At 66.7% G+C, this 13,950-nt stretch carries 11 protein-coding genes; 5 read left to right on the forward strand and 6 right to left on the reverse strand.

Annotated elements, in window-relative coordinates:
- Nucleotides 1-67 precede the first annotated feature (67 nt).
- The 3 genes from ASG77_RS14710 to ASG77_RS14720 form a co-directional block, all read right to left on the reverse strand.
- Complete coding sequence (locus ASG77_RS14710) at nucleotides 68-1,570, reverse strand: HNH endonuclease signature motif containing protein (protein ID WP_082576063.1); 1,503 nt, start codon at nucleotides 1,568-1,570, stop codon at nucleotides 68-70.
- Between the two features lie 242 nt (nucleotides 1,571-1,812).
- The gene (locus tag ASG77_RS14715) at nucleotides 1,813-2,673 is read right to left on the reverse strand and encodes an SDR family oxidoreductase (RefSeq protein ID WP_056346789.1); all 861 of its coding nucleotides are present in this window, start codon (nucleotides 2,671-2,673) and stop codon (nucleotides 1,813-1,815) included.
- A 4-nt stretch (nucleotides 2,674-2,677) separates the two neighbouring features.
- Entirely contained in the window at nucleotides 2,678-3,592 is a 915-nt protein-coding gene (locus tag ASG77_RS14720; protein WP_056346791.1) for an MSMEG_6728 family protein, read from the reverse strand.
- Between the two features lie 252 nt (nucleotides 3,593-3,844).
- On the opposite strand from ASG77_RS14720, the gene ASG77_RS14725 reads away from it, so the two are divergent.
- Complete coding sequence (locus tag ASG77_RS14725; RefSeq protein WP_156380353.1) at nucleotides 3,845-4,384, forward strand: hypothetical protein; 540 nt, start codon at nucleotides 3,845-3,847, stop codon at nucleotides 4,382-4,384.
- Between the two features lie 194 nt (nucleotides 4,385-4,578).
- Here the strand turns inward: ASG77_RS14725 and ASG77_RS14730 are convergent, their stop codons facing one another.
- The gene (locus tag ASG77_RS14730; RefSeq protein WP_056346795.1) at nucleotides 4,579-5,253 is read right to left on the reverse strand and encodes a transglycosylase family protein; all 675 of its coding nucleotides are present in this window, start codon (nucleotides 5,251-5,253) and stop codon (nucleotides 4,579-4,581) included.
- Nucleotides 5,254-5,542: 289 nt separating this feature from the next.
- Here ASG77_RS14730 and ASG77_RS14735 point away from each other — a divergent pair, with 289 nt between their 5' ends.
- From ASG77_RS14735 to ASG77_RS14750, 4 genes are all read left to right on the forward strand, one after another.
- The gene (locus ASG77_RS14735) at nucleotides 5,543-6,640 is read left to right on the forward strand and encodes an adenosine deaminase (protein ID WP_082576101.1); all 1,098 of its coding nucleotides are present in this window, start codon (nucleotides 5,543-5,545) and stop codon (nucleotides 6,638-6,640) included.
- A 239-nt stretch (nucleotides 6,641-6,879) separates the two neighbouring features.
- Entirely contained in the window at nucleotides 6,880-7,779 is a 900-nt protein-coding gene (locus ASG77_RS14740; RefSeq protein ID WP_056346797.1) for a pullulanase X25 domain-containing protein, read from the forward strand.
- Nucleotides 7,780-7,937: 158 nt separating this feature from the next.
- Nucleotides 7,938-8,483: a YceI family protein gene (locus ASG77_RS14745; protein ID WP_056347330.1), complete on the forward strand. Its 546-nt coding sequence runs from the start codon at nucleotides 7,938-7,940 to the stop codon at nucleotides 8,481-8,483.
- A gap of 5 nt (nucleotides 8,484-8,488) precedes the next feature.
- Complete coding sequence (locus ASG77_RS14750) at nucleotides 8,489-8,818, forward strand: acylphosphatase (protein ID WP_082576064.1); 330 nt, start codon at nucleotides 8,489-8,491, stop codon at nucleotides 8,816-8,818.
- Between the two features lie 44 nt (nucleotides 8,819-8,862).
- Here the strand turns inward: ASG77_RS14750 and ASG77_RS14755 are convergent, their stop codons facing one another.
- Together ASG77_RS14755 and ASG77_RS14760 are read right to left on the reverse strand one after the other, a co-directional pair.
- Nucleotides 8,863-10,119: an MFS transporter gene (locus tag ASG77_RS14755; protein ID WP_082576065.1), complete on the reverse strand. Its 1,257-nt coding sequence runs from the start codon at nucleotides 10,117-10,119 to the stop codon at nucleotides 8,863-8,865.
- Nucleotides 10,120-10,160: 41 nt separating this feature from the next.
- Nucleotides 10,161-13,802 carry a TM0106 family RecB-like putative nuclease gene (locus ASG77_RS14760; protein WP_235564591.1) on the reverse strand — a complete coding sequence of 1,214 codons (3,642 nt, stop codon included), beginning with the start codon at nucleotides 13,800-13,802 and terminating at the stop codon, nucleotides 10,161-10,163.
- Nucleotides 13,803-13,950: the final 148 nt, after the last annotated feature.

Genomic DNA, 13,950 nt, shown 5'->3' on the forward strand with positions numbered 1-13,950 from the left:
CGGCCATGTTGGCCGTAGGAGGTCGTCGTCAGGCAACGGCTGGCGCATAGCGAGGTCACGGTCTAGCTCACGGCGTTCGGACAGGACGCGGTCCGGGGATCGCTGGCTCCGGATGTTCGGCCATTTGTTCGGCCATTGCCGGTAAGCCATCTGGCCAGTGGGGTGGTTCCCAGTCAGGGTGTTCGCTTTTGTAGTGCCGTCCGGTGGGTGATGTCCAGCCGGGTGGTTCGTTCTTGGTGGCGGTGGCGGGTGTCCATCCGGTGGTGTGGCGGAGCCTGTGGTGTTTGTGGCAGGGCTGGCCGAGATTTGAGATCCCGGTGGTGCCGCCGTGGGCCCAGGCGAGGATGTGGTCCGCTTCGTTGTCGAGGGAGTGGTTGCTGCAGCCGGGGAACGGGCACTTCCCGTCGCGTAGGCGGAGCCACTGGCGCTGGGCTTTTGTGAGCCTGTAGCTGGTCCGTCCGATTTCCAGCGGTGCACCGTCGCGGGGATCTGTCAGGACGCGGTGGAAGGACTCCGCGCCGTCCGCGATCAGCTGGCGGGCCATGGATGGTGGGATCGGTCCGTATCCGTCGAGCGTGGCCGGTTCGTCCGTGACACCCAGCAGTGACAGGACCGGGACCGTGATGAGGACCTGTGCCCGCGGCGACGGAACACCGTCACCCGCTGCCAGGCTGCCCATTTTGACGATGCCGGCCGTTTCGCTGATGTCGCCGGACATTGCCGTCGTGCCACCGGTTCCGGCGCCGGCGATGTTGTTGCCCAGGAGCCAGGTCGCGACGGTGTCGGCGCGGAGTTGGCTGAGATTCCGGTCCTCGTCCGGTCCCTGCAACGCTCTCGCGGAGATGGTGGCGCGGTCCCAGATCCCCGCAGCCTGATCGGCCGGCAGGTACGCGGAGAGCCAGGCCATGCCGTCGTGGTCCGGGGCGTACTCCACCCGCCGGTCGGCGGCACACCTGGCGTGGCGTTTTTCGATGCTGACGGGGTGGTGGCGTTCCCGCCAGTTGCGGGCCTTGTGCCGGAATCTTCCGGGGATGAGCTCGCCGGCCGGGCCGCGTGCCGGATTCACCGCGTCGGGGTCCAGGAAATGTGCCTCCAACGCCGCCGCGCCCGGCCTGTCGAGGTTGGTGGCTTCGTCGACCATGATCCTCGCGTGCTGCCACGAGATCGTCCCGGCCTGCAGCGCCGACAGCGTCAGCGGCAGCGCGGTGGTCAGCTGATGCGCCTCGGCGAGGAGAGCACTGGCGGCGCGTTCACTGACCGTCAGCACGCACGCGACCTCCGCGACCACTGCCATCTCTTGCCCGGTATGGTCCTCGGGCGACATTGCAGGGCCCGCCAAAGCCTCGGCAGCGGCGCTGTAGCCGGCAGCCAGCCAAGCCTTCAGGGCGGCACTTCTCGCGTCCAGCCGTGAGATCTCGGCCAGCCCGTCCAGGAATGCATCTGCCCTCCGACGCATAGGATCAGCGTCCCCGGAACAGTTGGAATCGGTCCCGTCCCGGACCGCCACTGCAAGCTCAGCGAAGGATACCGAAAGGGCCTCCGCCGTCGCCACCGCCGCTCTGCTATCCATACTCAAATCATCCCTGGAGGGTGTGACAATAACGGCGAGGGTGAATGGCTATGTGCATAACTCTGCGACTGGGAGAACGTCAAAGCGACGATCGGTGCCTCCAGTTGCGTCGCGACCCTTGAGGGCCTCAAGGATCCGCTCGCGCGGGGTCGTCGGGGCGGTGGGCCGCAAGTTTCCGCTTCCGCCGCGACTTCGGTGCGGAAGTGCCGGAAGTGCCTCAAGTGTCCGTTCGCGCCCGGAGGCTACGGGTGGCGGACTCCTGTGCGGGCCAGGACTGCCCTGTAACCTTCCCGGAACGTCGGGTAGGTGAACTCAAGCCCGGTCCCCCGGAGCAGAGCATTGCTGCAGCGTTTGTTGCCACCACGGGCCTCGCCTGCTGGTCCGATGGGCGGTTCCGGATAGCCCATTTCCAAGGCCAGGAACCGCAGCACATCCCCAAGTTCAGCGGGAGAGTCGTCCACACCGACATATACCGGTGCAGGCATGGCTTCCATGGTGGCCAGCTGGACGATCGCCGCAGCGGCGTCATCCCGGTGGATCCGATTCGTGAAGCGCGGCTCGTCGGGCACCATGGCAGTCCCGCTGCGGACCTGGTCAATCAAACGCGTCCGGCCAGGACCGTAGATCCCACCCAGCCGCAGCACAACAGGCGAGGTACCAGTGCCGCGCAGCCGCGAAACCAGGAGTTCCTCCGCCTCGAGGAGGATCCGCCCCGAGAAACCGTCAGGAACCGCCGTCGTACTCTCATCGACCCAGCCACCGCCGGCGTCCCCGTAGACAGCGGTGGAGGACACAAAAAGCACCCGCCGCGGTGTCACGCCGTCGCGCTCCAGGGCGTCCAGGACATGCGCCAGACCGTCCACGTAGGCGGCACGGTAGGCCGCTTCCGTGGGTGAGTCGGCCGCAACCGCCACGATGACGGCGGTGGTGTCCGCCGGGACACCGGGCAGGCCCGGAGAGCCCAGGTCCGCCGCCACACCTTCAATCTCAGAGGGCAGTTTCTCGGGCGAACGCCGCCAGCCCACCACCCGAAGCCCTGCCGCGGCAAAGCGCAGGCCCGCTTCAGTACCCAGATCGCCGCAGCCGGCCAGGAGAATTGTCATGGACTCAGGGAGCGGGAACCGGGAAGAACACCCGGGGGTCCTGCAGGAGCGCAGGGTAATCGAACGCGGACCGGTCGATCACCTCGGTGACGGTGAAGGTGCGGCCGAACCGGCCGTCGTCGAGCGTGATGGGACGGCCCAGCACTTGCCCGACGGCGAACTTGTTGCCGTCCTCAAACGAAACCGCGACGGTGGTCTTGCCGGGGAGGGTGGCGAATGCCTCCTCCTGCGCCAGGCGCTTTCGGGTGGGCTTCTTCACGAGCTGCTTGCGCGGTAACTTGCGCGGCTGCTTGGACGGGCGGCGGGAGCCGTCGTCGACGTAAACGGGGGAGTAGCCGTCCTCGGGAGCGCCGGGTGCAACAGCGCCGCCGCGGCGGATCGGAGGCAGCGCCACGGTATCCAGCGTCTGCGGATCGATTTCGGCGTGCGGGTCGCGGAGGATCCAGAGGATATCGCCCTCGGGTTCTGCCGGGTAGAACTCGTGCTTGGGCTCAGGCCAAATGAAGTCCAGGTCCAGGTCGGCGTCCGGGAACACCGTCTTGTAGAACTTCGGTTCCTTGCGGACCAGCTTGGCGCGGTGGCTCAGGTGGAAATCAGGGTTTCCGAGCCATTCCGGCAGCGGGATCTTGGCCGCGTAGTCCGGGTGTGCGGCCTGGGGCGCGAACTCGGTGATGTTGGCGCGCGTGTTGTCTGCATGGCCGCGGTTGGTCCATTCGTCCACCATCGCCAGTCCGTACATGGTCAGCGCCGGAACGTGGCCCATCCACATGCGGACGGCGGGATGGTCCAGCCAGCCGTACTCGGGAATCACCAGAGCCCGGAGGGTTTGCAGCGCCTCGACACGCTGCTTGCCAAGCCTGGCGGTGTCCAGTGCTGCGGCGCTCTGCCGGAAATCGGGATACGGAAGGAAGGTTTGCATCCCTTCAGTCTGACGGCATGCGGCGGATGTGCCAATTGCAGTGCCCGGCGCCACACGCGCGGGATCCGGCGGCAGCGCCCCCTGAGCGCGAAGGAGCAGCGGAATAGTTCACATAGTGGACCGATACATACAGCGGATGCCGCTAACCACTAAGATCACCGAAACGCCCCACCGTCCCGGAAGCCCCCAATGACAATTTCTCCTGTTGTGACCGCCGGTTCAACGCAGCTGTTTGTGCCCAAGTTTGGGCAGATGCTTGATCCGGAGGCCAAGGGCATCCTGGTCCTTGATGAATTTACCCTTGACCCGGCCGCGGCACGCCACGAGCAGCACGGCTTTCGTGCGGCCATGGCCTCAGTGGCCCTGACCCTTCGCCGGATCGTCGCGCTGCGGATCGTGATCGCGCTCGTGGCGATCGGCAATCTGCCCCTGTTCCTGATGTCCAGCGGCTGGTGGATCTACGCTGTCTCCCTCGCGTTGGTGATCGGTGTGCACCTCGCCGTCTCCTGGCTCAACAAGCACGAGCCCAAAGTGCGCCAGCGCCAGATGCTGGAACTGCACCTGCACCGCGAGAAGAGCGCCAACTACCGCAAGGTCCGCGACGCCGTGAAGTACATGATCGACACCCCCAGCCGCATGAATGAGCACCTCTACCTCGAACTGCTGGCGGCCAAGCGCGTGGCACTGAACCTCGCCCACGGCACGGTGGCCCTGCTGGACACCACCGACGACGCCGCGTGGAAGGTTCGCATCATCCGCGAGATCCCGACCGTGGCCAAGGCAGCAGCCTAAGCACGAAGGATTGCGGACGGCAGGAAGATCAGGTCCCTGCCCGGCCATTCAGAACACAACGGACGACGCCGGAGCTCCCCAGTGAGGGGCGCTCCGGCGTCGTTGTTTCCCGGGGTTGTTGCTGCCGGGTTTTATTGTTTCCGCAGGCCGTCAATCTTGGGGAAAGGGGCGGCTCCCGCGGAAAGTGTTGAAGCTTAGGCGGGAAGCTGGAGGACCTGCCCGGAGAAAACGAGGTCCGGGTTGGCAATGGTGTCCAGGTTGGCGTCGGCCAGGCTCTGCCAGCCGCCCTCAACGCCGAGCTTGTCGGCGACGGTGCTCAGGGTGTCGCCGGGCTCAAGCGTGTAGGTCTCGCCACTCAGTTCCACGGGCGCGGCGTGCTGCGGAGCCGTCACGGCATCCGTCGCGGCCGGCATGGCGGGGGCCTGCTCCACCGGCGCCTGGACTGGCACGCTCTCCACAGGCACCTGGACCGGCGCACTCTGGACTGGCGCGCTCTGGGGAGTCACCGCCGTCGTACCCCCCCCGCCGCTCAAGCCAAGCTCCGCGGCGCAGGACGGCCACGCTCCCCAGCCCTGCGATGCCTGGACCTGTTCGGCCACGGCGATCTGCTGCTCGCGGCTGGCGTCGGCTGCGGAACCGGTGCCGCCGTAGGCGGCCCACGTGCTGGCGCTGAACTGCAGGCCGCCCGAGTAGCCGTTGCCGGTATTTGTGGCCCAGTTTCCGCCGCTTTCACACTGCGCCAGTGAATCCCAAGTTGCGCCGTCGGTGGCCGCGTTTGCCGCGGTGACGGAGAGTGCAAGGCCGGCTGCCGAAATGGCGGCGACGGCTACTCCACGGCGTGCGGCAGTACGAATGGTGGTGTTGTTCATGGTGTGATGCTCCTGAAGGCCACCAGCGCTCGGTCCGTCCCCGGAGGTTATTGCGCCCTGCCCGCCCCTGACGATATAGAGGTCAATTTTCGGTGTCTGCCGGCCGGGCAGTTCTGGTGGAGGCAGCACCGGGCATTCATGTCGCCCGAAGAACGGGCTTGCATTTCACGCTAGGACATCAGGAGGCCGTTATCAAACCGAGATGATTTCTGGTGGTCAGCTGGTGATGTCCTGATGGAAGTGGTCTGCTGAGAGGGCGAGGACCGGCTTGCAGGCATATCCTGACCGGATGAATATCTTTGCGGACGGAACCGCAGTGCCCGAAACTGAAACTGCCGCCACTGAAACTGAAACTGAAGCTGCCGCGGCAGAAACAGCAACCGCAACAGACCTGCAGGAAGAAGCTGCGCCGCTCCTGCCCGTTGCGGAACTGCACCTGCACATTGAGGGCACGCTGCAGCCGGAACTGATCCTCGAACTGGCCGAACGCAACGGCATCACGCTTCCGTATTCCGGGATGGAGGAGCTCCGGGGACTGTACGAGTTCACGGACCTGCAGTCCTTCCTGGACCTGTACTACGCCAACATGGCGGTGCTGCAGACCGAGCGGGACTTCGCCGATATGACCCGCGCCTACCTCGCCCGAGCCGCCGCCGCGGGGGTCCGGCACGCCGAAATCATGATGGACCCGCAGGCCCACCTGTCCCGCGGTGTCAGCCTGGAAACCTGCGTCAAAGGGGTGGCGTCGGCGCTGGCCACATCCCAGGAGGACTTCGGCATGTCCACCCTGCTGATTGCCGCATTCCTGCGGGACCAGTCCGAGGAATCCGCGCTGGAGGTCCTGGACGGGCTGCTGGCCATGAACGCACCCATTGCGGCGATCGGCCTGGATTCGGCCGAGGTGGGCAACCCGCCGGCCAAGTTCGAGCGGCTGTTCGCCAAAGCCCGCGAAGCGGGCCTGCGGCTGACCGCGCACGCAGGCGAGGAGGGACCGGCGTCGTACATTATCGAAGCGCTGGACATCCTCGGAGTGGAACGGATTGACCACGGCATCCGCTGCATGGAGGACCCGGACCTGGTGGAGCGGCTGGTGGCGGACCGGATTCCGCTGACGGTCTGCCCGCTCTCGAACGTCCGGCTGCGTGCCGTGGACACCCTGGCGGACCATCCCTTGCCGGCCATGCTCGCCGCCGGGCTCAACGTCTCCGTGAACTCGGATGATCCGGCCTACTTCGGTGGGTACGTGGACGACAACTTTTCCCGGCTGAAGGCCGTTTTTGACCTTTCAGACTTCGATAGGTCACGGCTCGCGGCCAATTCCATCCATTCGTCGTTCGCCTCCGAGGAGCGAAAAGCAGAGCTTCTGGACGAACTGAACCGCGGGTAGCTCTGCACGTTGCTGCTCGCTACACTGGTGCCCGGGCGCGCCCGGGAAGAGTCCGGCGATACCCGGAATCAGCGCTCCAGGGTTGAGTAAACAGCCCCGTAGCCGAGACTCCTGCCTCACTTCTGCTGTAATCCGCGTCATAGTCGGTCATGACACGCAGAGTTAACCATTTCAAGTCGCGCGATTAACACGCTGTTGGCAGGATGCCTAGTGACAGATCGCATTACGCAAGGGGAATCATGGCCAAGTCCATCGCAGATAACACCGACGTCCGGCTCAAGACCGTGCTGCACGTCCTGACCGAAGGCGTCTGGTCCGGCGGTTCACTCAATGCCGGCGAGGTCCTGGCGGAAGCCACCGCGCGCGTGCCGTTCAGTGATCACGAGGCCACGCTGCTCAGCGGTGGCATTCCGCGTGGACACAAGACGCTCACGTCCGCCACGGCCAAACTGGTCAAGGCCGGCTGGCTGGTCAAGGGCCGTTCCGGCTGGACCATCACCGAGGATGGCATGCGCGCCACGGTCGCGTTCCCCGATGCGGATTCCTTCGCCGCAGCCCTCGACGCCGGCACTCCGGTTCCTGCCGACGTCGCCATTCCGCCCGCACCGGCACCGGCAGCGGCAGTCAAGGCGGCTCCCGCCAAGAAGGCCCCGGCAAAGCGGACTCCCGCTAAGAAGGCCGCCGACGCCGTCGGGAAGGCCGCCAAGGCCATCGAAGACGCCATCGAGGACGCCGTAGAGCCCGTGGTCAAGGCCGTCCGCTCGCGCAAGACAGCGCCCAAAACTGCGGCTAAGGCTGCGACCAAGGCAACGGCAGAAGCTCCTGCTGTAGAGAGTTTCCCGCAGCCCGAGGCAGTTGCGGTTGCCGGCGACTTCAACACCATCCTGGGCGCGCCGGAAAACTGGGCCCCGCAGTACGACGAGGCCCAGCTGACGCTCGATGCCCTGGACCAGCTGTGGAAGATCAGCACCGACCTGCCCGCCGGCTCGTACACCTTCAAGATCGCCCTGAACCGCTCGTGGGATGAGAACTACGGCGCGTTCGGCACATTTGATGGCCCCAACCACGAACTGCACCACGACGGCGGCACGGTCACCATCCGCTATGACCACCGCACGCGGGACATCACCATCAACTGACCAGGCCCGCCCCCCGCCTGCTGAGTTTTCGTCCAGATAACGGCATCTGCGGGCATTTAGGGTCAGTATCTGGACAAAAACTCCGGAGTGAAGCAGTGTGGAAACCGGTCGTCCTGGCCGGTTTCCACAGCACTGTTTCCCACAAAGGAGATGTAAAAGTGACCCTACCTTCAGGCCTTACCTCGGGCGTCTGGACGCTGGACATGTCGCACAGCGAGATCGGCTTCACTGTCCGGCACGCGGGCATCAGCAAGGTCCGCGGACGTTTCACGGACGCCTCGGCCGAAGCCCGCGTTGGCGCATCCCTCGCCGACGCTTCGCTTCACGCCACGGTCAAAACGGCCAGCTTCGATTCCGGCGACGCCAACCGCGACGGACACGTGAAGGGGGCGGACTTCTTCGATGTGGAGGAGTACCCCGAGATGACATTCCGGGCCACCTCGGTGGAGGGCGACGGCGAGGACTACACACTCACGGGCCATCTCACCATCCGCGGAATCACCAAGCCGGTGGAGCTGGAGGTCGAGTTCACCGGGGTAGCAGTGGACCCCTTTGGTGCCACCCGCGCAGGATTCTCCGCGGAGTGCGAGATCAGCCGCAAGGAGTTCGGCCTGACCTGGAATGCCGCCCTGGAAGCCGGCGGCCTGCTGGTCAGCGACAAGGTCAAGATCAACGTCGAAGCTGCGCTGGTTAAGCAGTCCTGACTGCCATGCGATTTTCCTGGCGCCGGGATGACTCCGGCCGGGACATCCCTGACCGGGATAACGGCGATATCCGGCTCTCTGCCCGCGTCTTTGGCGTGGTGCAGGGGGTCGGATTCCGTTTCTGGACGATGGGCAAGGCCGACGAACTGGCCCTCAAAGGTGTGGTGAGGAACCTCGACGACGGCTCGGTGTCCATCGAGGCCGAAGGGCCGGAGCAGCAGATCCAAAAGCTCCTGGACTGGCTGAGGTCGGAGAACGCTCCCGGCAGGGTGGAACGCGTGGAGGAGTCCATCTCCGCGGCCGACGGATCGTTCCGGGACTTCCGGGCCCGCTGAGAGGGCCGCTGACAGGCTCCCCGCCAGCCCCGTGTGGGAGGGGGCTATGTGGAAGTTTTTTGGGCGCCGTCTGGAGGCGATGGAGACGTTGCTTCGGCCAAAGTGGCTTGGCGTTCCTTCGGCCCCGGCGGATAGGCGTGCCGCCGTCCGGCAAGGATCAGCACAAACGCGACGACGGCGGGGATTGCGGCGGCGATCGGGATCAGGAGCGGCCCCGCGAGGGTGAGGGCGGCGGCGCCGAACATCGCGCCGATCATGATCCCGATCTGGATGGTCAGTACAGTCAGGCCGTTGGCGGCGTCCCTGTACGCGCCGCCTGCCCGGAGGATGGCGGACTGGTTGTAGATCCCCATCGCGCCGATGCCTGTGCCCCAGACCAGCATCAGGACCAGCGTGACCGGCAGCGCCAAGGCCGGCAGGACGCTTCCCACCAGTGGGAGCAAGGCCACGGACACTACAACACCGGCGACGGTGATCAGGAGCCAGCGCCGCGGCCGGGAATCCACGGTGATGCCGGCGATCCAGATGCCCACCAGCCCGGCAACACCGAGAACACTGATGGACAGCGGGATGCTGAAGTCGGGCAGCCGGACCTCGCGCAGGAACGGCGCAATGTAGGTGAACAAGGCGAAATGGGCCATAAGCATCAGCGGCCAGGCAACGGCGACAGTCTTCACTCCCGGCTGGCCGATCGCTTTGCGAAGGGACGGGTGGGGAGCGTCGGGGATGCGCCGCACCGGGGGCAGCAGCCACACGGCCAGCAGCGCCAGCACCACCCCGGAGGCGGCCAGGACCAGGAACGCCGCGCGCCAGCCGACGATGTTGCCCAGGGCGGTGCCCACCGGGGCGCCGATGGCCAGTCCCAGGCTGTTGCCGCTGAATACGATGGCCAGTGCCTTGCCCACTTTGTGGGCGGGAACGATCCGCGCCACAAACGGGGCCATGGCAGACCACAGCAGGCCGTGCGCGATGCCGCCCACCACGCGTGAACCCATGGCCGCGCCGAAATCGGAGACGATGGCCACCAAGGCGTTGCTGGCCGCGAAGAACAGGATCAGCGCGATGAGCAGGTAGTGCCGCGGGACCCGCGACAGAAGCAGCGACAAAGGGATAACGGTGACCACGATGATGGCCGCGTAACCGGCCGTCAGGTAGCCGGCCGTGGCCTCGGAGACCCGGAAGTCGGCGCTGATCTGGGGCAGCAGGCCGGAGGGCAGGAGTTCGGTGGTGATGGCGGTGAAGCCGATGGCGGCAAGGACTATCAGGGCGCCGACAGGCAACCTGTTGCTCTGGGAGGTCACCCCACGAACCTACCTTGATTCAGCGGTGAGAACACGGTTTCTCAGGGTGTTGCGCGGCTGTGACTACCAGTGCTGTGAAGACCCGCGCTGAGGCCGATGAAGGCGCCAAGTTCCTCGAGCACCGCCGGTTTGGCCGGCATGTAATTTGTAAGCTCGGGGGCGCGGATGATGACGGCTCGCCACTGGCCCCGCGACACGGCCACGTTGATCCGGTTCCGGTTCAGGAGGAATTCGGCCCCGCGGGGAGCTTCGGCAACAGCAGAGCAGGCCATGGAGACTATGACAACCGGCGCTTCCTGGCCCTGGAACTTGTCCACCGTGCCCACCCGGACACCCGGCAGCCCGGCGTCGTGCAGGGCCTGCCGGATCAGCTGGACCTGGGCGTTGTAGGCGGCCACCACCAGGATGTCTTCCGGGTTCAGGGGCCTGGCCGGCTTGTCGTCGCCGGGAAGCCATTTCAGCCCGATGTGCCGCTGGGCCTGACGGACCACCTCGGTAGCTTCCTCTGCGGAGGACTTCGTGTTCCCGCTGTGGTCCACAAAGACTGTTTCCACCCCGGCCGGCAGTTCCGCGAGGCTGCGGAGGGATGCCGCAGGCGCAGCTTCGAGTCTTCCGTCGTAGCTGAGGACGGACACGGCCCGGCACAGGTCCGGGTGCATGCGCCAGCTGTCCGCCAGGAAATAGCCCAGCTCGCCGGGGAGGGTGGCGTGCCCGGCAGCGAGCCAGCCCAGGGCGGATTCGTCCACGGGCTCCGGGTGCGAGCCCTGCGTGACCTGCGGCAGCTGCTGCGGGTCACCGAGGAGCAGGAGCCGCGTGGCGGCGCGGGCCACGGCCAGGGTGTTGGCCAGCGAGAACTGGCCGGCCTCGTCGATGACCAACAGATCCAAGGATCCGGCGGGGACGGACCTGCCCGTCATGGTCCAGGCGGTGCCGCCCACCAGGCAGCCGCCGGGCGAGCCCAACAGGGCAGCGACGTCGTCGTCGGACGTGCGGTGCCACAGCACGGAGTGCGGGGCGGCCAGCTTCTTCGCCACCCGCGCCGGATCCACACCGGCGGTTTCGATCGCGGTGCACAGCATGTTCTCCACCACTGCGTGGGACTGCCCCACCACCCCGATCTTCCAGCCCTGCTCCACCAGCCGGGCAATGACATGCGAGCCGACGTAGGTTTTGCCCGTCCCGGGAGGGCCCTGCACCGCAAGGTAGGAATGATCGAGGTCCAGCAGCGAGGCGGTGATCGCCGTGACATAGTCCGCCGCACCGGAGCCGTCCTTTCCGACTGCGGCAGGCGCGGGCAAGGAACTTAAGCGCGGCGGCACCTTGCGCAGGATGTCGACCCCGGGGTGTTCCGGAAGGACGGGGACCGAGGCGCCGACCCTCTGGGCCAGCTCGGCCAGCGCGGCTTCGATGCTGGCGGTGCGGATGGGCTGGTCCTCGGTGAGCGCCACCGGAATATGCGGGTAGGCGGGGACCTTTCCTGTTTCCCGCTCTTCGATGGTGATCATGGTCTGGCCGGCCACCCGCGGGTGGTCCTCCACAGCGGTCACCAGCGTGCCAAAGGTGAAGCCGCGGCCCGTGGGGGTTCCCAGCGGATCATCCAGGCCATCAGGCACCGGGGAATCGTAGAGCCGGCACCACGTGCTCCCGGGTCTGAACTCCGACCCTTCGCTCATGACTCCGGTCAGCCTCAGCGTGCGGGTGCGCATCCGGGCCGTGGGCTTTGCGAGCTCCCAGTCGTTCAGTATTTCCGCGGTATCCACCACAAACACGTTGCGGTGCTCGGACCAGTGGTCGATCTCGGACTCGGTGCGGTCGAAGTGTTCCCACCAGAACTGCTTGCGCTCGCGGCGGTGGTAGCCGGTGGCCGCGGCCACCATGGCGATGGCCCGTTCGTCGTTGGTCCACGGCCGGTTGTCCGGGAGGCCGGCCAGGTAGTCCTGCAGGCGGCGCTCCTCCGGGGTTGGCTCGGGTTCCGGAAGCGGTGGCGGGGCAGCAACAGCGGACGACGACGGCGCCGGACGCCCGCCGTCGGCTGTTCCGGTTGACGCCGCGCGTGAGGCGGACGTCCCGCGCAGACCCAGCAGCCAGTCGCGGAGGCGGAGGGTGGAGAGGCAGTCGTACTGGTTGTAGTCGGAGATGGACGCCAGGATGTGGGCGGCCGTGGCGGCGTCGCCGTCGTCCCGTGCGGCGCAGTACCCGGCATACGCCACCACGGAGGCTCCGGCGTCCTTGACGTCCCCGGAGCGGAGGTTGCTGCCCATGTACAGGGGCTCCAGCTTCTTGATGGAGTAGGAGGGCTCGGAGATCCGGAGCGAATGCCGGGCGGTGGCGTAGAGGTCCACGAGGAGGCCGTCGCGGAGCCAGTTGTCCACGATGTCCTCGCCGGCGAGGTGCGTGACGGATAGGTTCCGCAGCGCCGATTTCTCGTAGGCGGCGTAGTGGTAGACATGCATGTCCGGGTGCCTGGCGCGGCGCTCTTCGACATAGCCGAGGAAGTCCAGGAAGGCCTGCCGCTCCTCGTTGCGCGAATGCGCCCAGAAGGGCCGGAACACGGGCTTGTCGGCGGCGAGGGCGTCAGCAGCGTCACCGTCAAACACGGGCGCCTCGATGACGCCGAACAGGTACTCCAGCCCCCATTTGCCGGTGGCGGGGTCCTGCCAGAGGGGATCGCCCTCGAAGTCGAAGAAGATGTCGCCGGGGCTGGGCCGGGGAATCGCTGCCAGGGTGTTCTCCGGCAGCACCTTGAACGTGACGGTATGCTCCTCGCCGTCTTTGGCGAAGGTGCGGGAACCGTCCGGAACGTCCCGGCCCAGCTGCATCCTGGCCTGGTCGCGGAGCCGGGCCACCGAGCCGGTGGCCTTGCTGAGCGGGAGATCCGCCAGTGCGTCGATGGTGGTGATGTGGTCGGCGATGAGTTTCTTCCGCCGGAGGGTGGTCATGCCGCCCACCATCAGGAGGTCACGGTGGGACTGGACCTGTTCGGCGCAGTAGTTGCACCGCCCGCAGTATGCGACGCCGGGCTGTTGCCACTGCACCGCCGAACCGGCCTCGCGGTGGGCGGTGGTCAGGGTGCGGAAGCGGTCGCGGCGCTCGCGGAAGACCGGCAGCAGGTCCGGCAGGGAGTGGTGGCTGCGGACGTAATCGCCGTCCACCACGGCGCCCAGCACCAGCGTGACCCGGGGCGACGGTTCCAGGCCCATGCCGATGAGCTGGTCGCCGTAGGCGGCGAGCTGCAGGAGCGCACCCACCTTGGCGTGCCGTGCCAGCTTGCTGTCCCACACCTCGTAGCGTCCGGGATTGCCTGTGCCTGCGGCCTCGTTGACGATGAAGTCGGCGTAGCCCAGGAACTCTCCGTCGAAGAAGGTTGCCTGGAAGACGACGTCGGCTCCGGCGCGGAGCGCGAGTTCCGTTTCGGCGTGTTTGGCCAGCAGCTCGCCGCGCGTGTTTTCCCCGCGCTCGATCGAGTACACCCCGGCCCCGCGGCTGGCGTCCCAGGCGCCGTACTGCGCGATCAGGCCAGCCAGGACCTTGGCCTCGTGCTTGTCACCGAGCGCCCCGGCACGGCGCTGCATCTCGTCGTCGGGAAACTGCGCCTTCGGGGTCCGGCCCAGTTTCTCGTCCAGGACGCGGAGCGTGCGGTACTCACATTCGCTGGCGGCCACCAGGTCGCTGGCGGAAAACACCAGGTCCTGCGGCGCGCCGGAACCGGAATCCGCCCGGCGGGGATCAGCGAGGCGCGGATCAACAGTACCGGGATCAGCGCTGGCTGAATCGAGCAGAAACACGGGGCCTCCCCATTGACGTGCCTGGCCGGAGGACAGTTCCCCTGAC

Origin of the sequence: Arthrobacter sp. Soil762 (assembly GCF_001428335.1) — a bacterium.
Lineage (GTDB): Bacteria > Actinomycetota > Actinomycetes > Actinomycetales > Micrococcaceae > Arthrobacter.

Bases quoted from the DNA above. Each gene is read 5' to 3' on its own strand.
- ASG77_RS14710 (WP_082576063.1), bottom strand. From the start codon at position 1,570: ATGGATAGCAGAGCGGCGGTGGCGACGGCGGAGGCCCTTTCGGTATCC.
- ASG77_RS14715 (WP_056346789.1), bottom strand. From the start codon at position 2,673: ATGACAATTCTCCTGGCCGGCTGCGGCGATCTGGGTACTGAAGCGGGC.
- ASG77_RS14720 (WP_056346791.1), bottom strand. From the start codon at position 3,592: ATGCAAACCTTCCTTCCGTATCCCGATTTCCGGCAGAGCGCCGCAGCA.
- ASG77_RS14725 (WP_156380353.1), top strand. From the start codon at position 3,845: ATGCTTGATCCGGAGGCCAAGGGCATCCTGGTCCTTGATGAATTTACC.
- ASG77_RS14730 (WP_056346795.1), bottom strand. From the start codon at position 5,253: ATGAACAACACCACCATTCGTACTGCCGCACGCCGTGGAGTAGCCGTC.
- ASG77_RS14735 (WP_082576101.1), top strand. From the start codon at position 5,543: ATGAATATCTTTGCGGACGGAACCGCAGTGCCCGAAACTGAAACTGCC.
- ASG77_RS14740 (WP_056346797.1), top strand. From the start codon at position 6,880: ATGGCCAAGTCCATCGCAGATAACACCGACGTCCGGCTCAAGACCGTG.
- ASG77_RS14750 (WP_082576064.1), top strand. From the start codon at position 8,489: ATGCGATTTTCCTGGCGCCGGGATGACTCCGGCCGGGACATCCCTGAC.